This window comes from Pseudomonas sp. GT1P32 (assembly GCF_054897805.1).
In genome coordinates, this window is sequence record NZ_CM142704.1 from 1833739 (window position 1) to 1856420 (window position 22682).

Annotated in this window: 24 protein-coding genes; 13 read left to right on the top strand and 11 right to left on the bottom strand. The window is 60.8% G+C overall.

Going from position 1 to position 22682, the window contains the following annotated elements; genetic code table 11:
- The first annotated feature begins 100 nt into the window (after positions 1–100).
- Positions 101–1816 (top strand): amidase, encoded by a 1716-nt coding sequence (locus tag ACYZUC_RS08280; protein ID WP_461994969.1) that lies wholly within the window; start codon positions 101–103, stop codon positions 1814–1816.
- Between the two features lie 12 nt (positions 1817–1828).
- On the opposite strand, the gene ACYZUC_RS08285 is transcribed toward ACYZUC_RS08280, so the two are convergent.
- The gene (locus ACYZUC_RS08285; protein ID WP_461994971.1) at positions 1829–2728 is read right to left on the bottom strand and encodes a LysR substrate-binding domain-containing protein; all 900 of its coding nucleotides are present in this window, start codon (positions 2726–2728) and stop codon (positions 1829–1831) included.
- Positions 2729–2956: 228 nt separating this feature from the next.
- Here ACYZUC_RS08285 and ACYZUC_RS08290 point away from each other — a divergent pair, with 228 nt between their 5' ends.
- The 3 genes from ACYZUC_RS08290 to ACYZUC_RS08300 are packed head-to-tail and all read left to right on the top strand — an operon-like array spanning position 2957 to position 5550.
- Positions 2957–3655, top strand: a complete 699-nt coding sequence (locus tag ACYZUC_RS08290) for a CoA transferase subunit A (RefSeq protein ID WP_218436408.1) — start codon at positions 2957–2959, stop codon at positions 3653–3655.
- A 36-nt stretch (positions 3656–3691) separates the two neighbouring features.
- Positions 3692–4357 (top strand): CoA transferase subunit B, encoded by a 666-nt coding sequence (locus tag ACYZUC_RS08295; RefSeq protein ID WP_057399619.1) that lies wholly within the window; start codon positions 3692–3694, stop codon positions 4355–4357.
- 11 nt (positions 4358–4368) lie between these two features.
- The gene (locus ACYZUC_RS08300) at positions 4369–5550 is read left to right on the top strand and encodes an acetyl-CoA C-acetyltransferase (protein ID WP_207286150.1); all 1182 of its coding nucleotides are present in this window, start codon (positions 4369–4371) and stop codon (positions 5548–5550) included.
- Positions 5551–5738: 188 nt separating this feature from the next.
- Here the strand turns inward: ACYZUC_RS08300 and ACYZUC_RS08305 are convergent, their stop codons facing one another.
- Positions 5739–6341, bottom strand: coding sequence for an NADPH-dependent F420 reductase (locus ACYZUC_RS08305; protein WP_461994973.1), 603 nt, complete (start codon positions 6339–6341; stop codon positions 5739–5741).
- Positions 6342–6453: 112 nt separating this feature from the next.
- Between ACYZUC_RS08305 and ACYZUC_RS08310 the strand changes: the two genes are divergently transcribed.
- Positions 6454–7347 carry a LysR family transcriptional regulator gene (locus ACYZUC_RS08310; RefSeq protein WP_223554498.1) on the top strand — a complete coding sequence of 298 codons (894 nt, stop codon included), beginning with the start codon at positions 6454–6456 and terminating at the stop codon, positions 7345–7347.
- Positions 7348–7438: 91 nt separating this feature from the next.
- On the opposite strand, the gene ACYZUC_RS08315 is transcribed toward ACYZUC_RS08310, so the two are convergent.
- On the bottom strand, positions 7439–8758 hold the full coding sequence (locus ACYZUC_RS08315; RefSeq protein WP_461994974.1) for an Nramp family divalent metal transporter: 1320 nt from the start codon (positions 8756–8758) through the stop codon (positions 7439–7441).
- Between the two features lie 214 nt (positions 8759–8972).
- Complete coding sequence (locus ACYZUC_RS08320) at positions 8973–9506, bottom strand: chalcone isomerase family protein (protein WP_461994975.1); 534 nt, start codon at positions 9504–9506, stop codon at positions 8973–8975.
- A 157-nt stretch (positions 9507–9663) separates the two neighbouring features.
- Here ACYZUC_RS08320 and ACYZUC_RS08325 point away from each other — a divergent pair, with 157 nt between their 5' ends.
- From ACYZUC_RS08325 to ACYZUC_RS08335, 3 genes are all read left to right on the top strand, one after another.
- Positions 9664–10455, top strand: coding sequence for a hypothetical protein (locus ACYZUC_RS08325; RefSeq protein ID WP_461994976.1), 792 nt, complete (start codon positions 9664–9666; stop codon positions 10453–10455).
- Between the two features lie 84 nt (positions 10456–10539).
- The gene (locus ACYZUC_RS08330; protein WP_008026724.1) at positions 10540–11214 is read left to right on the top strand and encodes a glutathione S-transferase family protein; all 675 of its coding nucleotides are present in this window, start codon (positions 10540–10542) and stop codon (positions 11212–11214) included.
- Between the two features lie 28 nt (positions 11215–11242).
- A complete protein-coding gene (locus tag ACYZUC_RS08335; RefSeq protein WP_461994978.1) occupies positions 11243–11569 on the top strand; it encodes a putative quinol monooxygenase in 327 nt (108 codons plus the stop codon).
- 49 nt (positions 11570–11618) lie between these two features.
- On the opposite strand, the gene ACYZUC_RS08340 is transcribed toward ACYZUC_RS08335, so the two are convergent.
- Entirely contained in the window at positions 11619–11990 is a 372-nt protein-coding gene (locus ACYZUC_RS08340) for a DUF6124 family protein (protein ID WP_461994980.1), read from the bottom strand.
- Positions 11991–12482: 492 nt separating this feature from the next.
- On the opposite strand from ACYZUC_RS08340, the gene ACYZUC_RS08345 reads away from it, so the two are divergent.
- Positions 12483–13043 (top strand): DcrB/PsbP domain-containing protein, encoded by a 561-nt coding sequence (locus tag ACYZUC_RS08345; protein WP_461994982.1) that lies wholly within the window; start codon positions 12483–12485, stop codon positions 13041–13043.
- A 3-nt stretch (positions 13044–13046) separates the two neighbouring features.
- Here the strand turns inward: ACYZUC_RS08345 and ACYZUC_RS08350 are convergent, their stop codons facing one another.
- The 3 genes from ACYZUC_RS08350 to ACYZUC_RS08360 form a co-directional block, all read right to left on the bottom strand.
- Positions 13047–13763 carry an alpha/beta hydrolase gene (locus ACYZUC_RS08350; RefSeq protein WP_461994984.1) on the bottom strand — a complete coding sequence of 239 codons (717 nt, stop codon included), beginning with the start codon at positions 13761–13763 and terminating at the stop codon, positions 13047–13049.
- A gap of 182 nt (positions 13764–13945) precedes the next feature.
- Complete coding sequence (locus tag ACYZUC_RS08355; protein ID WP_461994986.1) at positions 13946–15058, bottom strand: succinylglutamate desuccinylase/aspartoacylase family protein; 1113 nt, start codon at positions 15056–15058, stop codon at positions 13946–13948.
- 213 nt (positions 15059–15271) lie between these two features.
- Positions 15272–16051, bottom strand: a complete 780-nt coding sequence (locus tag ACYZUC_RS08360; protein WP_461994988.1) for an ABC transporter substrate-binding protein — start codon at positions 16049–16051, stop codon at positions 15272–15274.
- Between the two features lie 174 nt (positions 16052–16225).
- On the opposite strand from ACYZUC_RS08360, the gene ACYZUC_RS08365 reads away from it, so the two are divergent.
- A complete protein-coding gene (locus ACYZUC_RS08365) occupies positions 16226–16885 on the top strand; it encodes a type 1 glutamine amidotransferase (RefSeq protein ID WP_461996685.1) in 660 nt (219 codons plus the stop codon).
- Positions 16886–17002: 117 nt separating this feature from the next.
- Here the strand turns inward: ACYZUC_RS08365 and ACYZUC_RS08370 are convergent, their stop codons facing one another.
- Positions 17003–17437: a rhodanese-like domain-containing protein gene (locus ACYZUC_RS08370; RefSeq protein ID WP_461994989.1), complete on the bottom strand. Its 435-nt coding sequence runs from the start codon at positions 17435–17437 to the stop codon at positions 17003–17005.
- Positions 17438–17538: 101 nt separating this feature from the next.
- On the opposite strand from ACYZUC_RS08370, the gene ftrA reads away from it, so the two are divergent.
- Entirely contained in the window at positions 17539–18513 is a 975-nt protein-coding gene (gene ftrA / locus ACYZUC_RS08375) for a transcriptional regulator FtrA (RefSeq protein ID WP_461994991.1), read from the top strand.
- 91 nt (positions 18514–18604) lie between these two features.
- Here ftrA and cobF read toward each other — a convergent pair whose 3' ends face one another.
- Together cobF and ACYZUC_RS08385 are read right to left on the bottom strand one after the other, a co-directional pair.
- Entirely contained in the window at positions 18605–19360 is a 756-nt protein-coding gene (gene cobF / locus ACYZUC_RS08380; RefSeq protein WP_223415183.1) for a precorrin-6A synthase (deacetylating), read from the bottom strand.
- Positions 19360–19932, bottom strand: a complete 573-nt coding sequence (locus ACYZUC_RS08385; protein ID WP_461994993.1) for a histidine phosphatase family protein — start codon at positions 19930–19932, stop codon at positions 19360–19362. Before ACYZUC_RS08385 ends, cobF begins: the two co-directional genes overlap by 1 nt.
- Before the next feature lie 543 nt (positions 19933–20475).
- Here ACYZUC_RS08385 and ACYZUC_RS08390 point away from each other — a divergent pair.
- Complete coding sequence (locus ACYZUC_RS08390) at positions 20476–21492, top strand: arginine N-succinyltransferase (protein WP_461994995.1); 1017 nt, start codon at positions 20476–20478, stop codon at positions 21490–21492.
- 61 nt (positions 21493–21553) lie between these two features.
- Positions 21554–22588: an arginine N-succinyltransferase gene (gene astA, locus ACYZUC_RS08395; protein WP_461994997.1), complete on the top strand. Its 1035-nt coding sequence runs from the start codon at positions 21554–21556 to the stop codon at positions 22586–22588.
- The last annotated feature ends 94 nt before the right edge of the window (positions 22589–22682 follow it).

The following is a 22682-nucleotide window of genomic DNA, read 5'->3' on the forward strand; positions in this document are numbered from 1 at the left end:
ATATGAGAACCCATTTTGAGAAAAGTGATGCCCCTGAGCCAACGCTCCCGCGTGATGGAAACATTCAACCCGTCACCCCTCAGCAGCCGGTGGTAAGCGCATGATCGAAGTCACTGAAGTGTCCATTGCCGAACTGCGCGCGGCGCTCGAATCCGGGCAGACCACCGCCGTCGAGCTGGTGCAGGCTTACCTGGCCCGTATCGATGCCTACGATGGCCCAGACACCGCCACCGCACTCAACGCCGTGGTGGTGCGCAATCCCGAGGCGCTCAATGAAGCGCGGGCGTCCGATGCCCGTCGGGCCAAAGGTCAAACGCTGGGGCCGCTCGATGGCATTCCCTATACCGCCAAAGACAGTTATCTGGTCAAAGGGCTGACCGCCGCCTCTGGCAGCCCCGCTTTCGCCCACCTGATTGCCTGGCGCGATGCGTTCACCATCGAACGGCTTCGCGCCACGGGTGCGATCTGCCTGGGCAAAACCAACATGCCGCCGATGGCGAACGGCGGCATGCAGCGCGGAGTCTACGGCCGTGCCGAAAGCCCGTACAACGCTGACTACCTCACCGCCCCTTTCGCCTCGGGTTCGTCGAATGGCGCCGGGACGGCGACCGCCGCCAGTTTCGCGGCCTTCGGTCTCGCGGAAGAAACCTGGTCGAGCGGTCGCGGTCCGGCCTCGAACAACGGTTTGTGCGCCTACACGCCGTCGCGCGGGGTGATCTCGGTGCGCGGCAACTGGCCGCTGACGCCGACCATGGACGTCGTCGTGCCCTTCGCCAGAACCATGGCCGACCTGCTTGAAGTGCTCGACGTGGTGGTGGCGGAAGATCCCGACACCCGCGGCGATCTGTGGCGGATGCAACCCTGGGTGCCGATTCCGAGCGTCGCCTCGGTGCGCCCGGCGTCCTATGCCGAACTTGCGGCGAACACCGATGCACTCGCCGGCAAACGCCTCGGCGTTCCGCGCATGTACATCAACGCCGATCCCGACGCGGGCACGAGCGACGCACCGGGTATCGGCGGGCCGACGGGGCAGCGCATCAACACGCGGCCATCGGTGATCGGGCTCTGGGAAGAGGCCCGCAAGGCACTTGAAGCGGCGGGCGCCGAAGTGATTGAAGTCGACTTCCCGCTGGTCTCCAATTGCGAGGGTGATCGTCCGGGGGCGCCGACGGTGTTTACCCGAGGCCTGGTGTCGAAAGAGTTCCTGCATCATGAGTTGTGGGACCTGACGGCCTGGGCATTCGATGATTTCCTGCAGGCCAACGGCGACCCTAAATTGAACCGTCTGGTCGATGTCGACGGGCCGCTGATTTTCCCGCACGACCCGGGAACCTTGCCCAACCGCGAGGGCGACCTGGTCGCCGGCATGGACGAATACGTGCGGATGGCCGAGCGCGGCATCACCCCGTGGGATCAGATCTCCACAGTGCCTGATGGCTTGCGCGGCCTGGAAAAAACCCGTCGAATCGACCTGGAAGACTGGATGGATCGGCTGGGACTCGATGCGGTGCTGTTCCCGACGGTGGCCGACGTTGCGCCGGCGAATGCCGATGTCGACCCGGCCTCTGCGGACATCGCCTGGAGCAACGGCATCTGGGTGGCCAACGGCAACCTCGCCATCCGGCATTTGGGTGTGCCAACGGTCACCGTCCCGATGGGCGTGATGCCGGACATCGGCATGCCCGTCGGGCTGACGTTTGCCGGTCGCGCCTACGACGATTCGACGCTGCTACGCTTTGCGTCGGCATTCGAGTCGACGGGGACCAAGCGCATGATCCCGCCGCGAACCCCACCGTTGTCGGCCGCTAAAAAGTAGAACCGAGCGGTTTCACAGGGCAAGGCGTTGGTCGAAATTTTCTTCCTTGAGAATATCGAACAACGCCTGCGCCGCCGCCGACAACTCCACCCCAGGCTTGGTCAACACCCCGATCGCCCGTTCCACCACCGGGTCACGCAGGGTAATGCACCGCGCGCCCAACTCGCGCATCTGCCCGGCACACAACGCCGGCACCGCGCTCACCCCCAGGCCGCTGGCGACCATTCTCCCGACTGTCGCCAACTGATGGCTTTCAAACTCCACCGGCAACTTCATCCCCCGCGTTTGCAAGTGCTCCTCCAGCATCACCCGCACCGTCGACGGTCGCTGCAAGGTAATGAAAGGCTCTTCAAGCAACGTCTGCCAATCAATGTCTTCGCGCTCTGAAAAAGGCGAATCGAACGGCACCACCGCCACAAACCGGTCCCGGTACAACGGCGTGAATTGCAGCGACGAACTTTGCGTCGGTTCAAACGCTACGCCCAACTCGACCTGGCGATCGCGCACCATTTCCAGCACCTGTTCGTTGATCACGTCATTCACCGTGACGTTGACCTTGGGATAGCGCGCGCGGAACGTCTTGAGGATCGGCGGCAGCAGGTTGCCGGCAAACGACGGCATCGCCGCCAGCGTCACGCGCCCACGTTGCAGGGTAAAACGCTGGCGCAGTTCGTCCTCGGCATTGTCCCAGTCGGCGATCAATCGGCGGGCCAACGGCACCAGGGATTCACCCTCGGGCGTCAGCGCCACGTTGCGCGTGTTGCGGGTGAACAGGCGTCCGCCAAGGCCTTCTTCCAGGGCCTTGATGGTCAGGCTCAACGCCGATTGCGACAGGTGCAACCGTTCGCAGGCGACGGCAAAACTCAGACTCTGGGCCACCGCCAGAAAGGCGCGGATCTGCTTGACTGTCATAGGCTAACTGCTCCAGTAATGAGCGCAGGTGCTTTCTGTAGGAGCATGGCTTGCCCGCGATGGCGTCCAGGAGATCGTCATCGCGGGCAAGCCATGCTCCTACAGGATTAATTGGTGAGTTTTATCTATCAATCAACCTTAAAAATCAACTTAACAAATAAATCCTCCAGCGAGACACTCCATCCCATACGGCTAGCCAGCCGCCCACAAAGAATAAAAGAGGTGCATATGGCAGGTTTCGACAAGCGCGTGAGTTCCTACGAGGAAGCTCTGGCAGGTCTTGAAGACGGCATGACCGTGATTGCTGGCGGCTTCGGCCTGTGCGGCATTCCGGAAAACCTGATCGCCGAGATCAAGCGCAAAGGCACCCGTGACCTGACCGTGGTTTCCAACAACTGCGGCGTCGACGGTTTCGGTCTTGGCGTGCTGCTGACAGATCGCCAGATCAGCAAAGTGGTCGCCTCCTATGTCGGCGAGAACAAGCTGTTCGAAGAGCAACTGCTGAAAGGCGAAATCGAAGTCATCCTGACCCCCCAAGGCACCCTCGCCGAAAAAATGCGCGCGGGCGGCGCCGGCATCCCGGCATTCTTCACGGCTACCGGCGTCGGCACCCCGGTCGCCGAAGGCAAGGAAGTGCGTGAATTCCACGGTCGCAAGTACCTGATGGAAGAATCCATCACCGGTGACTTCGCCATCGTCAAAGGCTGGAAAGCCGACCATTTCGGCAACGTCATCTATCGCCACACCGCCCAGAACTTCAACCCGCTGGCCGCTACCGCCGGCAAGATCACCGTGGTCGAAGTCGAAGAAATCGTCGAACCCGGCGAGCTGGACCCGGCGCAGATCCACACCCCTGGCATCTACGTCGACCGGGTCATTTGCGGCACGTTCGAGAAGCGCATCGAACAGCGCACCGTGCGTAAGTGATCCCCTGCCCCCGGACCGAATGAAGGAATAACAACAATGGCACTTTCCCGCGAACAAATGGCTCAACGCGTCGCCCGCGAAATGCAGGACGGCTTCTACGTAAACCTGGGCATCGGCATTCCGACCCTCGTCGCCAACTACATTCCCGAAGGCATGGAAGTCATGCTGCAGTCGGAAAACGGCCTGCTCGGCATGGGTCCTTTTCCTACTGAAGAAACCATCGATGCCGACATGATCAACGCCGGCAAGCAAACCGTGACCGCGCGTATCGGCGCGTCGATCTTTTCCTCGGCCGAGTCCTTCGCGATGATTCGCGGGGGTCATGTCGACCTGACCGTGCTGGGCGCCTTTGAAGTCGACGTGCAAGGCAACATCGCCTCGTGGATGATCCCTGGCAAGCTGGTGAAGGGCATGGGCGGCGCGATGGATCTGGTGGCCGGCGCAGACAACATCATCGTCATCATGACCCACGCGTCCAAGGACGGTGAGTCCAAGCTGTTGTCCCAATGCAGCCTGCCGCTGACCGGCGCTGGTTGCATCAAGCGCGTACTGACTGACCTGGCGTATCTTGAAATCGAAAACGGCGCGTTCATTCTCAAAGAGCGTGCACCGGGCGTCAGCGTCGAAGAGATCGTCGCCAAGACCGCCGGTAAACTGATCGTGCCGGACCACGTTCCGGAAATGCAGTTCGCTGCCCAGTGAGGAATCATTCCATGCAAGAAGTCGTCATTGTCGCCGCCACCCGTACTGCCATCGGCAGCTTCCAGGGCTCGCTGGCCAATGTGTCCGCCGTAGACCTCGGTGCTGCGGTGATCCGTCAGTTGCTGACGCAAACCGGCTTGAACCCGGCTGAAGTCGATGAAGTGATCATGGGCCAGGTGTTGACCGCCGGCGCCGGGCAAAACCCTGCACGTCAGTCCGCGATCAAGGCGGGCCTGCCGTTCACCGTGCCGGCCATGACCTTGAACAAGGTCTGCGGCTCGGGCCTCAAGGCCCTGCACCTGGCCACTCAGGCGATTCGCTGCGGCGACGCCGAGGTGATCATTGCCGGCGGCCAGGAAAACATGAGCCTGTCCAACTACGTCATGCCCGGTGCGCGCACCGGTCTGCGCATGGGTCACGCGCAAATCGTCGACACCATGATCAGCGACGGTCTGTGGGATGCGTTCAACGATTACCACATGGGCATCACCGCCGAAAACCTGGCTGAAAAGTACAGCCTGACTCGTGAGCAACAGGACGCCTTCGCTGCGGCCTCGCAGCAGAAAGCCACGGCCGCCATCGAAGCCGGGCGTTTTGCCGATGAAATCACGCCGATCCTGATTCCACAGCGCAAGGGCGATCCGCTGTCCTTCGCCACCGATGAACAGCCTCGCGCCGGCACCACCGCCGAAGCTCTGGGCAAACTGAAACCGGCCTTCAAGAAGGACGGCTCGGTGACCGCCGGTAACGCCTCGTCGCTGAACGACGGCGCCGCTGCCGTGATCCTGATGAGCGCAGACAAAGCCAAGGCCCTGGGCCTGCCGGTGTTGGCGAAAATTGCTGCTTACGCCAACGCGGGCGTGGACCCGGCGATCATGGGCATCGGCCCGGTGTCGGCCACTCGCCGTTGCCTGAGCAAAGCCGGCTGGTCCATCGACCAACTGGACCTGATCGAAGCCAACGAAGCCTTCGCCGCACAATCCCTGGCGGTGGCCAAGGACCTGGAATGGGACTTGAACAAGGTCAACGTCAACGGCGGCGCCATTGCGCTGGGTCACCCGATCGGTGCTTCGGGCTGCCGCGTGCTGGTGACTTTGCTGCATGAAATGATCAAGCGCGACGCCAAGAAAGGCCTCGCCACCCTGTGCATCGGTGGTGGTCAGGGCGTGGCACTGGCGATCGAACGGGCTTAACGCGTTCAACGGACGGCGCGGGGACCCACGAAGATCCGCGCCATCCGGCAACACCCCTGTAGGAGCCGGCTTGCTGGCGATAGCGCTGCATCATCAACGAATATGTTGCCTGACACACCGTTATCGTCGGAACGCCGCCCGCAGCAAGCCGGCTCCTACAGGATTTGCGTTCATTGCCGCAAACCGTGTCAGGCGAACTTCACGAGGTTCAACACTGGCAGCGGCCCACCCGGAAACTGCGCCAACCGCGCGCCGACACTCAACTCCCCAAGATCAATCCCGAAGAAGCCCAAGCGTTCGGTCAACGCAACCACCTGAGCTTTCGCCTCGGCATCATCGCCCGACACAAACAGCACCCGCCGACCGCCCTCCGCCGCCGGGTCACTCTCCAGCAAACGCGCTACCAGATGATTGAACGCCTTCACCACCCGCGCCCCCGGCACCCATTCGGCGAACACTTCGCTAGACGTACGGCCCTGCAAATCCACCGCATTGAACGACGGCGCCTCGATCGAGTTATTGGCGTCGATCACGATCCGCCCGCCAAAGTCGGGCAAACCAGCAAGTGCCGTCGGCAATTTCGACCAGTTGACCGCCACCAGAACGATCGGCTGGGCGGCCGCTTCTTCACGGGTGCCGGCGCGCGCCGTCGGGCCGAGTTCCGCCACCAGGGCGGCCAAGGTCTCCGGGCCACGACTGTTGGCGATGACGACTTCGATGCCCTGACGGGACAAGGCTCTGGCAAACGCTGAACCAATGGCGCCAGCGCCGATGATGCCGATAGTACTCATGGTGATTCACTCCAAGGGGTTGTCGTTGGCGTGAATACTGCGCTTGCCATTAGCTCTTGATTAGCGGGTAATGACTTGAATGATTTTCAAGTATTCATAGCAGGTGCCAGACGTGGAAACCCTCGCCAACCTCGAATCTTTTGTACGCAGCGCTGAAACGGGCAGCTTTTCCGCCGCGGCACGTTTGCTGGCGCTGACACCCGCCGCGGTCAGCCGCAACGTGGCGATGCTGGAGCGCAATATGGGTGTGCGGTTGTTCCAGCGTTCGACCCGCAAGCTGTCGCTCACTGAAGCCGGTGAGGGATTTCTGGCCAGCATCGGCGGCAACCTGGAGGCGTTGCAAGCGGCGATCAGTGCCGTGAGCAGCGATCGCGGGGAGCCGGCCGGTGTGCTCAAAGTCAGCCTGGCGCCGACGTTTGGCATCGGTCATGTGTTGCCGTTGTTGCCGCAGTTCCTGGCGCGTTATCCGCTGATTCGACCAGAGTGGCACTTCGAAAATCGCCAGGTGGACTTGATTGCTGAAGGTTATGACGCGGCCATCGGCGGCGGCTTCGAACTCACGCCTGGAGTCATCTCACGGACATTGGCGGCGGCAGATATCGTCGCAGTGGCCTCACCGGCCTATCTGGCAGGACGCACGCTGCCGCGCACGCCGGCCGACCTGATCGGACACACCGGCATTGTGATGCGCGGCATTCGCACCGGGCGGATTCGTCAATGGGTGATGCACGATCGAGCGGGCCATGAAGAGAGCGCCGGTCTGAACGAAAACATCGTGCTCAACGATCCTGCCGCCATGCGTGAGGCAGCGCTCCTGGGCCTGGGGGTGACGCTGCTGGTATTGCCGGATGTGGCAGCGAACATCGAGCGCGGGGAACTGGTGCGCCTGCTGCCGGACTGGCACGCCGATGCGGGGCCGATCTCGCTGTATTACCCGAGCCGGACGCTGATGCCGGCCAAGACCCGGGTGTTCATTGATTTTGTGGTTGAGGCATTCCAGCGATAGACCGCGTCATCGTTCATCGCCGGCAAGCCGGCTCCTACAGAAAATGGTGAACCCTGTAGGAGCCGGCTTGCCGGCGATGAGGCCAGCCCCGTCACCCAAAAAACTGGAAGATCAACCAACTATTCGCCCCACTGATCACCGCAAACAACCCCCACGCCAACACCCTCGTCGGCAATCGATTCACAAACGGCCCCATCAACTTGTGATCGTTGGTCATGCGAATCAACGGATACAACGCAAACGGCAACTGCAAACTCAGCACCACCTGACTCAACACCAGCAGCTTGCCAATCGCGTTATCCCCCATCAGCCACACACCGATAAACGCCGGGATCAACGCCAGCCCCCGGGTAATCAAGCGCCGTTGCCAGCAGGGAATCCGCAGGTTGAGGTAACCCTCCATGATCACTTGTCCGGCGATGGTGCCGGTGAACGTCGAACTTTGACCGGACGCCAGCAACGCGACGCCGAACAGCACGCTGGCCAACGCGCCGCCCACCAGCGGGTCGAGCAAGTGATAGGCGTCCTGAATGTCCACCACGTCAGTGTGTCCGGTCTTGTGGAAGGCCGCGGCCGCGAGGATCAGGATCGCCGCGTTCACCAGCAGTGCCAGCGCCAGGGAACCGATGGTGTCGATGCGCGCCAGTTTCACCGCGTCCTGCTTGCTGGCCAGGTCCTTGCCGATCATCCGGGTCTGTACGATCGAGGTGTGCAGGTACAAGTTATGTGGCATGACCGTGGCCCCGAGAATCCCGATGGCCAGGTACAGCGGCGCCGCCTCGCCGATCGCCGACAGTGACGGCGTGAAACCCCGTGCAACGTCCGGCCAGTAAGGCTTGATCAACAACAATTCAACGAAAAAACACACACCGATGGTGCTCACCAGCACCAGCATGATCGCTTCCAGTCGGCGGAAGCCACGGTTCTGCAGGGCCAGCACCAGCAGCGTGTCGAACGCCGTGAGGGCGATGCCGACACTCAGCGAACAGCCCAACAGCAGATGGAACGCCAGCGCACAGCCGAGCACTTCGGCGAGGTCGGTGGCGATGATCGAGATTTCCGCCAGCACCCATTGGGTCCGTGCGGTCCGCGTGCTGTAGCGCTCGCGGGACAACTGCGCCAGATCGCGCCCGGTGGCGATGCCCAGACGCGAGCACAAACACTGCACCACCATCCCCGCCAGACTCGCCAGCAACACCACAAACAACAGGCTGTATCCAAACCGCGAACCGGCCTCGATGGCGGTGGCCCAGTTGCCCGGGTCCATGTAGCCGATGGACACCAGCAAGCCCGGGCCGGCGAAACGCAGGGCACGTTTGAAAAACGACGCGCGAGGGTCAACGGCAACGCTGCCCGCCACTTCCGGCGGACAAAACGGCGCAGTGGCGACTTTGGGCAAACTGAATTTCACGCAGACATTCCAGAAAACAGGCGGGAGGGCGCAGCTTAGACGTTTCGCGCTTTTCGGTGTACCGACAAAACGCAAAGATCGCCGCAGTTGCCTTTGCTCTTGTAGGAGTGAGCCTGCTCGCGATGAACGATAACGCGCAATGTCTGGAACACCGCGGTGTTGCCATCGCGAGCAAGCTTGCTCCTACAAGAGCAAAAGCAACGGCGGGTGATGTTCAGGGTTTTGCAATGCCCAACAACTGCTCCCGCAACTCGGGATTGCTCGTGCGCGGGTCGAGCCAGATATCAAAAAACGCCCGGGCGAACACCGGGTCCGTCACCTCGTACTGCAACTGCGGGCCGACAAAAAAACGTGCGCCCTGCCCCGGCAAGTAAACCCCGATGAGTCGGGTCCCGGCCTGCACATCGACAAACGCCTGCTGCATCTGCGCCTGCCATGCCGCGAGTTGCCCGGCACTCACCGATGCGCCCGACAGTCGTTTGATTTCTTCGACGCTGGCCTGGACCAGATCGTCCCGGGAAATCCTGCGGTGATAAATCAGCTCCAGGGCGAACGGCTGGTCGCTCGCAAATGGCTGCGCGGCGCTCCACAGACGAGCGTTGTAGATATCGAAACCGAACATCCGGAACTCGCCGGTACCAACGATTTGGGCGCCAGGCAAAGACTCCTGCCAATTGGCCAACGCGTGGTTGCCCAGCAATACCAACAGCCACAGGGTATGACGCAGAGGTGATCGTGGTCGGGTCATCATCGGCTCGATTCAGCGCGTATGGATTCTGTTACTTATACGCATAAAGTGTTGCCGTACAAGCTTTCAACTTTGTATACAAAAACCTTGAATCTCTAGAGCAATCCAATTGTCGCAATGCTAACGTTGCCGCTTCACTCAGGTCGGAGGCGCCTACGTGCTGCTGCTCAAACTGCTGGTCATTCCCGGGTTTCTCTTACTGATCTCCCTCGCGGGCAAACGCTGGGGCCCGAGCGTTGCCGGTTGGCTGTCGGGGTTGCCGGTGGTAGTCGGGCCGATTCTGTTTTTCCTCGCTATCGAACAAGGCGAAGTGTTTGCCGCGCAATCGGCGACCGCCGCGTTATCCGCGATGTTCGCGATGATTGCCTTCTGCGTAACCTACGCACAGGTCGCCCAACGCGCGGGATGGCCTTGGGCGCTGACGGTTTCGCTGCTGGTCTGGGCGACAGCGGCGGTGGTGCTGTCGGTGATTCCACCGTCCCTGGTGTTCTCGGTGATCGCCGCCGCGACCGCGTTGCTGGCGGCGCCTTACCTGTTTCCCAAGGTGCAGCCGATCGTCTCCGGCCCGGCACCGAAGTCCGACAAATTGCTGCTGCGCATGATTGCCGGCGCCCTTCTCACTCTCGCGGTCACCTGGCTCGCCAGCACCGTCGGCGAACGCTGGAGCGGCCTGCTCGCGGTGTTCCCGGTGCTGGGCAGCGTGATGGCGGTGTTTTCCCAGCAAACCCGTGGCCCGGCGTTTACCGCCGCCTTGTTGCGCGCCACGGCCACCGGCATGTATTCGTTCAGCGCGTTCTGCCTGGTCCTGGCGCTGACCTTGCCGGGCATGGGCCTGAAGGCCTTTGGCCTGGGCGTCGCAGTGTCCGTGGCCATGCTCGGCGTCACCCGGCGCCTGTTGGCCAAACCGGTGGCAAAGCCCGCAACCCGTTCAACTATTTCGAACGAGTAGAACAACAACCCCGTACGTCAATCGAACGGGTTTCGCCCATTATCAGCCTCAGTTCCTGACCAACCACTGACTGAGGCCTACACCATGAAATTCTTTTTCCACCCTTCGCCTAACCCGATGAAAGTCGCCCTGCTGCTCGAAGAACTGCAAACGCCGTACGAATTGATCGGCGTCGACACCTTCAAGGGCGAGCAACACCAGCCAGCCTTTCTGGCGATCAACCCGAACGCCAAAGTGCCAGCGCTGGTCGATGGCGACGCCACCGTGTTCGACTCCCAGGCGATCCTGTTGCACCTCGCGCAAAAACATCAGCGCTTCCTGCCGACCTCCGTTGCCGGCCAGGCCGAACTGCTGTCTTGGTTGATGTTCATCGCCACCGGCCTGTCGCCGTTCTCGGGTCAGGCGGTGCACTTCCTGCACCACGCCCCGGAAGACCTGGCCTACGCAAAAAACCGTTACCTCAAGGAAGTCGAGCGTCATTACCGCGTGCTCGATCAGCGCCTGGCCGACCATCAATACCTGGCCGGCGACACCTACAGCATCGCCGACATGGCGCTGTGGGGCTGGGCCAATTACGCGCCGTACATCCTCGGCGAAAACGGTTTGGCGGCGTACCCGAACGTCAAGCGCCTGTTCGATGAAATCAGCGCTCGCCCGGCGGCCGTACGTGCTCACGGCCTCAAAGAGAAGCTGGTACTGAAAGCGGAATTCGACGAAGAAACCCGTCGCAATCTGTTCCCGCAAAACCAGGCGCAGTAATCCATTCCCCGCATGCGAAGGTGATGAAATGAGTGATCAAGTCGCGTTTATCGTTTACCTGCCAGCCAAACCGGAACGCTTCGCCGAAACAAAGGAGCGCCTGCTGGACGTGGTGCACCAGATGTCGGCCGAGCCGGACTTCGTCAACACCTGGGTCCACCAGTTGCAGGACGAGCCGAACACTCTGGTGCTCTACGAAACCTGGAACTGCAGCAAGGAAGACTTCATCACGCGTCACCTGAGCAAGCCGTATCGCCAGGACTACGAAAAACTGTTGCCGGAGCTGTTGGCCAGCGACCGTCGGATCGAGTTTCTGGACGTGATCGAGAGCTATCCGGCGCGCCGGGACGTGTAACGGCATAAATCCCGTGGTGAGGGCCAGCCTCTCACCACGGGCATCCCTATTACTCGGCGGCGTCGAGTTTATCCAGTGCCTGGTTCACCGCCAGCTCGCCAAGCATGATGACTTGCGCAATGCCCAACAGCGAATTGCGACGGGTCCCCTCCATATGATCCGCCAAATCCATGGCCATGACATTGGCCGATGCCAGCGACTCGCACGCATGGCTGAGCAGGGTCTGGACATCGAGTTCCGGGTTGACGCTGAACATGCTGTGGAGTTGCCTTGGCGTGGCGTTGATCAGTGCAATGTGCGCGGCAGGATTGGCGTAAAAGTCGAGGGCGAGTTTGATGGTCTCTTCGAGCTTCTCTTGGTCAGCGCTTTGGGCTGGAGCGGACAGGTCCGGGTTTGGGGAATTGGGTGTTGGTTTGGGCATAGATGGAGCTCCATATGGGGTATTGGAGCCATCACCCTCGCTACCAAACGAAGGGTGGCGGCCATACGAAGGTTGGTAGACCGGCCCACATGGAAAACCCGGCGCGCCCGAAGGCGCCCTGCGCATGGCCACCATAAAAAATGCCGAAGAAGGATCAGCATCAGGTGACGCTATGCGTTATGTGGGCGACGGGCTACCAAACCCGATCACTGTGTTTTCAGCGACCGGAAAACAATAGAACCCACCCCAAAAGCGCACAAGCCGGCGGATTCTTACGTACCTGTAGGCAACGACGCAAGGTGTTGTAGCTTTCATGAAGTAACGCTGAGCGCGGTTAAACAAGCCTTCGTAAATACGTTGATTCGCCGTAAACGCGAGGTTCAAAAGTTGTTTGCTCACCAGAACCCGACCGCCCGTTAGCCCACACTGGAATGCGTCACGACCTCCATGGGATGATCGCCCCCCACCGCGAGACCACCCTGGAGATTTTGAATGTCACTGTTGAGTAAAAAAGCCGTTGTCCTGCTGCTGGCAGTGGCTGCCAGCCTGGGGGCTTTGAATGCACAGGCGGCTAAAGAGGCAGCGCCAGCGCAGAACGTCTCGATGCTGGGTGGAAAATTCAAATTCACCCTGCCCAAGGGCTTCGTTGCCAATCCGCTTCCGGCGGACGCGACCGGTGCAAGTGGCACCATGTACACCAACGAAACCACGAAAACCGTGGTGATTGCCGCTGAAAACACCATTCCTGGTGGCGTCAACGCCAAGGACAACGACGGTGAGTTCCTCGACGCCACGGCGTCCGACTTCGCCACTCAACAAGCCAAGGCACTGCCGGATTTCACCAAGCTCAGTGAGAAAAGCCTGACCCAGAAAGGCACCGGCCTCGGTCTGCGGCAGATCGACAGCATCGCCACCCAGGGCGGCGGCAAGACCCTCGATACCACGCTGATGGCCGCCTCGGGCACGCGCATGGCGCTGGTTCAGGTGATTTCCCGTCTCAGCGACAATGCCGGCCACGAAGCGCTGGTTAAACAGATCGTCAGCGGCAAGTAAGGCTCAGGGGTTGAGGCGCTGCAACCAGGCGCTCAAATCCTGCATTTCGGCGGCACTGATGTTGTGGCCAACGCCTGGGTAGGCATGAAATTCAGGCTTGAGTGACAGGCTCTGCAACAGGCTGTTCGCCTCGGTGCCGTCGTTGAAGGGAAGGCGTTTGTCCGCCGTGCCATGCCCGATGAAAATCGCCAGTTTCTGAAGTTTTTCATCGGGTTTGAGCTCGGACTTGAGCACCGGCAAGATTCGCCCGCTCAACGCCGCGATCCCGCCCACGGCCTCGGGATGACGCAACGCGACCTCGTAAGACATGATCGCGCCCTGACTGAAGCCCACCAGGTAAACCTTGCTCTGCTCCGTGTGATATTTCTTCGCGGCCTGTGCGACGAAATCCAGCAAAACTTGGCCGCCGGCCTTCAGATCGTCCGTCTCGCCGTTGTAGGCACCTTCTCCCTTCTTGCGAAACCACTGATAGCTGCCCTCTTCCATTACGATCGGTGCACGCACCGACAGGTAGTTGTATCGGGCAGGTAATTCATCCTTGATGCCGAACAGGTCCTGTTCGTTACTGCCATAGCCGTGGAGGAAAATCACCAGGGGTTGATTGACCGATTCGGGGTTGGCCTGTTCCAGGTATTTGAGCGGCAGATCGGTGTGCAGCGGGGTTTCAGCGTGGACGACGGCGGACGCCAGGAGTGTCAGCAGAGCGAGAACCTTCAACATAAACCTTCCTTCACAGAGCGCAGGATTCGGGGTTGAGCCTAACACTGTGAACTCAGCCGGGGGATTTTGGTGCTGCATATGGCCTCTTCGCGAGCAGGCTCGCTCCCACAGGGGAATGCATTTCAACTGTGGGAGCGAGCCTGCTCGCGAAGAGGCCCTATGCAGCACCGAAACCTTCTCGGTTAGTCGTTGATCAGTTTTCCGGCCCGGATCGCCTCGCGCCCCGCGACTTTCGCCTGCCACGTCCCCGGTTGCGTATACCGCCCGCGATCAATCGCGAACAACACGCCACTGGTGCCGGCGCGCACGGTGGTCACCCGGTCGCTCAACGGGTCGACCACTTCAAACAGCGCATCGCCTTTCTCGACCCATTCACCCGCATCGCGCAGGAAACTGACCACGCCATGATGCGGCGCAAACAGATATTCCGTGCCTTCAAACGGCATGCCTTCACAACATTCACTCGGTGCCGCCGGCCAGGTGCCTTTGATAAAACCCTGTTCGGCAAGGAAGCCGAGAATGGCCTCGCAATGGGCCTGAGCCTGATCGACCCGGGTATCGCCCATGCTGCCCAGCTCCAGCGTTGTCGCCAGGTTGGCCGGTGGAATCGCCGCCTCGGGGAATGCCCTGGCCAGGCGCAACCATGGCGAAGAACAGGATTCATCGAAAGAACTGCCACCGGAATCCTCACACAGCAGCGCAACGCCCGCCTTCAGTCGAGCCGCCAGGGACTTCAATTGCGACCAGTGTTGCGGCAGCGCATAAATATGAATCGCCGCTTCGAAATCGCAATGCAGATCGAGGGTGATATCGGCATCGCAAGCATGGCGCAGCAGCAAGCGATGCATAGCTTCCAGCTGCGACTTCGGTGCAGGCAAACCGTCGAGAACCTGGCCCATAGCCTGACGAATCAACGCGATGTTGGCCTGGGCATCGGCGCCTAACTGATCGCCGATCAGCTCACCGACCGGCGCGCTCAGTTCAACGAACGAGCGGTTGAAATTCTTGCCACTGCCGAGTTCGAAACGGCCCATGTGACTGCCTTGCAGGTGCTGGTCCAGGCCGATGGGATTGGCCACGGGAACCAACTCGATCACGCCTTGCAACTGACCTTGGGCTTCGAGTTCGGCCAGGCGTTTTTTCAGCTCCCACGCCGTGCGCATGCCCGGCAGCTCGTCCGCGTGCAGGCTGGCCTGGATGTAGACCTTGCGCGAGCCCCTGCCGTAACGAAATACGCTGAGGGTGCGTTCGGAGCCCAGGTGGCTCCAGGGCAATGGGTGGTCGATGCGTTGCATAAAAACTCCTGTCGAAACCGACGCTCAGGATCACGAAACCTGTAGGAGCTGGCTTGCCGGCGAAGGCGATCCAACAGTCACATTGATGTTGAATGTGCGGCCGTCATCGCTGGCAAGCCAGCTCCTACAGGGAAATATGTTGGCAAAAAAAACACCGGCACATAAAAAAAGTGGCAACCGCCTTCACGGTTGCCACTTTCTTATACGGCTGGATTACTCGCCGTAAACATCAAAATTGAAGTACTTGTCCTGCACTTGCTTGTACTTGCCGTTGGCACGGATTTCAGTGATGGCGGTGTTGAATTTGTCCGCCAGCTCTTGATCACCCTTGCGCACAGCGATACCGGCGCCGCCGCCGAAGTACTTGGCGTCTTCGTAGGTTGGACCCACAAAAGCGAAGCCCTTGCCCGCGTCGGTTTTCAGGAAACCGTCGTCGAGGTTGACCGAGTCGGCCAGCATCGCGTCGAGGCGACCGGAGACCATGTCCAGGTTGGCTTCCTGCTGGGAGCCGTAACGCACCAGGACAATACCGGCCGGTTGCAGCACTTCAGTGGCGAAGCGGTCATGAGTACTGGCGCGCAGTACACCGACTTTCTTGCCCTTGAGCTCGGTCAGCGGATCTTTGACGTCGGTGCCTTCCTTCATCACGAAGCGCGCCGGGGTGTGGTAGTACTTGATGGTGAAATCGACGTTTTTCTTGCGGTCGTCGGTGATGGTCATGGACGACAGGATCGCGTCGATTTTCTTGACCTTCAGGGCCGGGATCAGGCCGTCGAACTCTTGCTCGACCCAAGTACATTTCAGTTTCGCCTGCTCGCACAGCGCGTCGCCGATATCGACGTCGAAACCGGTGAGTTTGCCGTCTGGGGTTTTCATCGAGAATGGCGGGTAACCGGCTTCGATACCGATGCGGATCGGCTTGGCGTCATCGGCCACAGCGGTCAGGGACAACATCGACAGTGCCATGGCACCGAACATCACTAGCTTCTTCATTTATAACTCCTGTGGGCGGAGGCTTTTATTGGCAGCGTTCGATTGGTAGCGTTCGGTCAGCGCTTTTTTGTTGGAGAAAACCGAAGTGGCGGGCAGTCTAGAGCGGCTTCAGGCGCGTAAATTGTGCATATGCGACAAATACTTATAGAAAAGGCGAGCTGAATGAACGATGAGATTCGCACCTTGAACCTGATCCAGCACCACCCCGCCGAAGGACCGGGTGCAATTGCCGACTGGGCTGCCTCCCGGGGATTGTCGCTGAACGTCTACCGTGCCGACCTCGGTCAATTGCCGCCAGTCAGCGCGGAACCGGCGGTTTTATTGGGCGGGCCCTATGAGTCCAACGCCGGCCCCGCGTGGCTGGAGGCTGAACGTCAGTGGCTGGCGCGCAGCCTGGAACAGGGCGCGGCGGTGTTTGCGATTTGTCTGGGGGCGCAGTTGTTGGCGCTGAGTCTGGGCGGAAATGTGCGGCGAATGGATCGGACCGAAACCGGCTGGACGCCAGTGCGCTTTGCCGATGGCCAGGTATTGAAGGTGCTGGAATGGCACGAAGACGCCATCGACTTGCCGCCCGGCGCGCAGCTACTGGCCAGCAGCGATCAGTGCGAGCAGCAGATGTATCGCGCAGGGCCTGCGCGGGTGGGTTTGCAGTTTCATCCGGAGTGGGATGCCGAATCGGTGGCAACGCTCAATGCACACTTTGCCGAGGAATCGCCGCTGCCACGGGGAGCACCGGACAACGCCGCCCATGCCGCCGTTTTTGACTGGTTGCAGGTGGCGCTGGATGAGTGGTGGGCGGTAGCCAAAGATCGCAAGAACACCCCAAGTTTGTAGGAGCCAGCTTGCTGGCGATGGCGTCCGTTCAGGTGATAAATGTGCCAACTGACCCACCGCCATCGCTGGCAAGCCAGCTCCTACAGAGGAATGCGTTTCATGTCGGAAGTGCGTTTTTCAGCATTCGCATCCGATTGCGATTGTGGCTGGCCGTTGCACCTCAGTGCTCAACTCAAACCCTTCATCCAGCCACCCGGTCACTCCGCCGATCATCTCCTTGACCGGGTAACCCAGCGCCGCCAGTTTCACCGCGGCCTTGTTGGCACCGTTGCAATGCGGCCCGGCGCAATACACCACGAACAGCGTGGATTTGGCATAGCCAGCCAACCCTTCAGCAGTCAGCAGTCGTCCCGGAAGATTGATCGCGCCCGGCACATGGCCACGCTCGAACGCCAGCGGACCGCGAACGTCCACCAGCACGAAATCCACATCACCTGCCTGCTGGCTGCCGTGGACGTCGGAACAATCGGTCTCAAAGGTCAGACGGTTGCTGAAATGCATCAGGGCAATGGCCGATGGGGCGGCGGGAATGTTGCGGACCAGGCTGGTCATGAGCGGTACTCCAACGTTTGGGTGGGTGTGAGAAGACTTTATCCGCCGTGCGCTTGCGGCTAAAGTGGCGCACAAGACACCTACCGGGAACTTTCCGCCAAATGCAGCCCAGCCCTGGATTAGTCGCGATTCTGGCCTACGACGGCCTCTGCACCTTCGAATTCGGCATCGCCGTGGAGATCTTCGGCCTGGCGCGCCCGGAGTTCGATTTCCCGTGGTACGAACACCGGATCGTCGCCGTGGATCAGGGCCCGATGCGCGCCATGGGCGGCATTCAGGTGTTGGCCGATGGCGGCATGGAACTGCTCGGCGACGCCCGAACCATCATCATTCCCGGTTGGCGTGATCGCAACGCTGCGGTGCCCGAAGCGTTGATCACCGCCCTGCGTCAGGCCCATGCGCGAGGGGCGCGGTTGCTGTCGATCTGCTCGGGCGTGTTCGTCCTGGCAGCGACCGGTTTGCTAGACGGTCACGGTGCCACCACGCATTGGCGCTACACCTCGGAACTGGCGGCGCGCTTCCCGAACATCCTGGTGGACCCTGACGTGCTCTACGTCGACTCGGGCCAACTGATCACTTCGGCAGGCAGTGCTGCTGGTATCGATGCGTGCCTGCATCTGGTGGCACGGGATTTCGGCACCCAGGTGGCCAACTCGGTGGCGCGGCGGCTGGTGATGTCGCCGCAACGCACCGGTGGCCAGGCCCAGTTCATTCCGACGCCGGTCAGTCCTACGCCGCGCAGCGATCTTTCCCGCGTGATGCAGTGGGTTCGGGAGCGTTTGCATGAACCGCTGGAGGTCTGCGACCTGGCCAGCGAGGCAGCCATGAGTGAACGGACATTCCTGCGTCGGTTTACCGAAGCCACGGGCATGCCGCCCAAAGCGTGGTTGCAGCATGAACGCCTGGCGCGGGCGCGTGAATTGCTGGAGAGCACGAGCAGAAACACCGACCAGATTGCCGAGCAGTGTGGTTATCGCTCGGTGGAAAGTTTCCGGGTGGCGTTTCGCAACGTGGTCGGCGTGCCGCCGTCGGTGTATCGGGAGCGGTTTGGGCGGGAGATTGAAGCGAAGATTTGAGGTGAGTCTGAGGGCCCCTTCGCGGGCAAGCCTCGCTCCTACAAAGATCATGTATTCCTTGTAGGAGCGAGGCTTGCCCGCGAAGACGGCTTCATGGCTTACGCAAAAGGTACGTATCCATAATCCACCCATTGGCCAGCCGCGCCGCCTTGCGCACTCGTTCGATCTCATCCGCCACGTCCTTGAGCTTGCCGCTGATGAGGATTTCATCCGGCGTCCCCAGGTAAGCCCCCCAGTAAATCTCTGTCTCCTGATCAGCCACCTGATGGTAGGAATCTTCCGCGTCGAGCATCACCACCAGGCTGTCGGCATCACTCACCTGCCCTGCCGCCAGCCGGCGGCCCGTCGTGATTTCGAATGAGCGCCCAATCCGGTTCAGCGGCACTTTATGCTGGGCTGCCAATGCCTGAACGCTGGTGATACCGGGGATCACGTCGAACTCGAAGACGCAGCGGCCGGACGCCAGAATCGCCTGCAAGATCCGAATGGTGCTGTCATACAACGCCGGATCACCCCACACCAGAAATCCGCCACACTGGCCGTCGGACATTTCCTCATTGATCAGCCGTTCGAAGGTCATCTGCTTGGCAAGGTTCAGGTCTTCCACACTGGCCTTGTAGTCCACCTCTCCGCGCTCGCGCTCCGGGCTGTGGGCTTCAACGAAACGGTAGGTGTGATCAGTGATGTAGCGCTGGCAAATCTCACGGCGCAGGTCGATCAGTTTGTCTTTGCTCTGGCCCTTGTCCATGAGGAAAAACACATCGACGAGGTTCAGAGCCTTCACGGCCTGCATCGTGATGTAGTCGGGGTTGCCGGCACCGATGCCGATGACCATCAGTTTTTTCATCAACACGCTCCCTCAAGGTCTGTGCCCAACACACGTAAGCGCCAGCGACCATTGAACCGCAATTCGATGGCTGACAACGGTTCGACATCGATCAGATTGAACGCGGGACTTTGCAGCACATGGGTCAACGCCGCGCGAATGACAAAAGGGTGAGTGATGGCAACGCTGTGCCCCGGTGTTGCCTCCAGGGTTTTCAGCCAGGCGGCCACCCGCTCGCCGAGCTGCGCTACCGACTCGCCACCGTGAGGCGCCGAACGCGGATCATCGAGCCAGGCCTGCAAGGTCTCGGGTTCGGAACGCTGCAGGTCGTCGATCCGCGCGCCTTTCCACAGTCCGAAATCACAATCCCTCAGCGCCTCGACAATCTCCACGTCATCGGCGAACAACCCGGCGGTTTGCCGGGTCCGCAATTCCGGACCGCAGAACAGGCGCGATGCCTTCTTGAGTCGGGAACCCAACGAACCTCTTGCCGATTGCCAATCCATCTCCACCGGCTCATCCGTAGGAAAACGCGCCAATTTCTGTGCGACGGTTCGAGCGTGGCACATCAGGGTCAAACGGGTCGCCTGCACGAAGGATCACTCGGTAAAAGGAAAGGAAAACGGCGTCACGCCGACAACAATCGTGCAATTGTGCCGTAAGAAACATGATTGGGGGCGTTTCGTTTTACCCCTTGCCAACGCTTGTCACTCTTGAAAAACAGCTATCTCCGACACCCCTGTCAGCGAGGACCTACAAGGCTGATCGACTTTGGTGTAGCCCCCGACATACGGGCATTTCGCCCCATTTTGGGGCCCGAAATGACCGCGTAAAAATTCACTAGACATGGAGCGAACGTTCCATAAATACTGCTGCAACGGCTAATGTAAACAACACTCTCATCCAGCAGGAGCCCGGATGCCCGCTTCCAGCAATATGCACCACCGCCTCCGCACCCAAAACCCGACCGACAGTGTCAGCATGGCGCTGCCTGCGGCAAGCAGCGACTGACTGGAAAAGAAAAAGAGTGGCGCCTGGCAAACAGCATCAAGCGACCGCCGATTCAATGCGTGGAAACCGACAGTGATAGTCAGGTTCGTGCCAACCGCCGAACCCTTTGATACAGGAGTGCATCCATGCTGGTCTTACGCCCAGTGGAGTTAACCGACCTGCCCCAGTTGCAGCGACTGGCGCAAGAAAGCCTGGTCGGCGTGACGTCCCTGCCGGACGACACCGAACGCTTGCGCGAGCGGATTCTCGACTCCTGCACCTCGTTCGATAAAAACGTGCAACAGCATGGCCCGGAAAACTACTTCTTCGTGCTGGAGGACCTGACCACCCGGCGCCTCGCGGGGTGTTCGGAAATCCTCGCCACTGCCGGTTTCGGCGAGCCCTTCTACAGCTTGCGCAACCGGCATTTCACCAGCGCCTCGCGGGAGCTGAACATCGAGCACGGCGTGCCGGCGCTTTCGTTGTGCCACGACCTCAGTGGCCATACCTTGCTGCGCGGGTTTCACATCGATGCGGCACTGGTGCGCACACCGTCCTCCGAATTGCTGTCACGGGCGCGCCTGATGTTCATCGCCGCGCACCTGCCGCGCTTTGCCGAAGCAGTCATCACCGAAATCGTCGGCTTCAGCGATGAAGAAGGACGGTCGCCGTTCTGGGATGCACTGGGCAAACACTTCTTCGACCTGCCCTACACCGAGGCCGAGCGGCTTTGCGGGCTGGAGAGCCGGACATTTCTTGCCGAACTGATGCCGCAATATCCGATCTACGTGCCGATGCTGCCCCAAGCCGCGCGGGACTGCATCGGCCGTATTCACCCCGATGGCCAGGAGGCCTTCGATATCCTCGAACGCGAGGGGTTCGAGACCAACAGCTACATCGACCTGTTCGACGGCGGCCCAACCCTGTATGCACGTCTCGCCAACATCCGCTCTATCGCGCAAAGCCAGAATGGCACCGCCACACCGGGCTCGACCATCGATGCCCGCGGACGCTACCTGGTGAGCAACGATTCACTGCGAAACTATCGCGCCATCGTCGCTGATCTGGACTACACCGCCGGGCAACCCGTGGTCCTCAGCGCCGAGATGTGCGAGGCACTGAATGTCACCGACGGCAGCCCGATCCGGGTGATCGCGCTGTGAGCATCCTCGCGTCCGGTGCTCAACGACAGCGCTCGAGCCTGCGCGTAGAAGGAGCTGCATCATGATTGTCCGTCCGGTCCAGATCACCGACCTGCCCGCCCTGTTGGCGCTGGTCCGGCAGGCCGGCCCCGGGTTTACCACCCTGCCCGCCAGCGAGGACCGCCTGGCGCACCGGGTGCGTTGGGCGCAACGGACTTTCGCGGAGCAGGTTGAACGCGCCGATGCCGACTACCTGTTCGTGCTCGAAGACGACGATCAGCAAGTGGTGGGTGTCAGCGCCCTGACGGGGGCCGTTGGCCTGCGTGAGCCCTGGTACAACTATCGAGTGGGGCTGACAGTCAGTGCGTCACCGGACCTGGGCATCCGGCGGCAAATCCCGACACTGTTCCTGAACAACGAAATGACCGGGCAATCGGAGATTTGCTCCCTGTTCCTGCGTCACGATCAACGCCACGGCAGCAATGGTCGATTGTTGTCGTTGGCGCGCTTGCTGTTTGCTGCCGAGTTTGCGCACCTGTTCGGCGAGAAGCTCATCGCCGAGTTGCGTGGCAGCGCCGACGAGCAAGGCTGCTCGCCATTCTGGGACAGCCTGGGCCGGCACTTCTTCAAGATGGATTTCAACCATGCCGATCACTTGTCGGGGCTGGGCAGCAAATCGTTCATTGCCGAACTGATGCCACGCCAACCGCTGTATACCTGCCTGCTCACCGAACAGGCCCAGGCCGTGATCGGCAAGGCTCACCCGAACACCGAACCGGCATTGAAAATCCTCACCGCCGAAGGTTTCTCGCACAAGGGCTACATCGACATCTTCGACGCCGGCCCGGTCATCGAAGCACCGCTGTCGAAAATCCGCACGGTGCGCGACAGCCAGACGCTATCGCTGGCCATCGGCACGCCAGACGACCAGGCGCCGGTCTGGCTGATCCACAACCGCCGACTGGAAAACTGCCGCATCACCGCCGCCCCCGCCAGGCGGGTGGGCAACAGCCTGATCGTCGACCGCCTCACCGCCAAACGCTTGCAACTGCAACCCGGCAACTCGGTACGCGCAGTGCCGCTGCTCAATCAACAGCAACAGGCTGCGGCGGCTTGAAGCAACCTCACGCCTCTCAATGGCGGTTTCGATCAGGCCCGCTCTGCAAATTCGTCATCATTCTTCCCCCCTTTGCGTGATAGCCTTTTGTTTT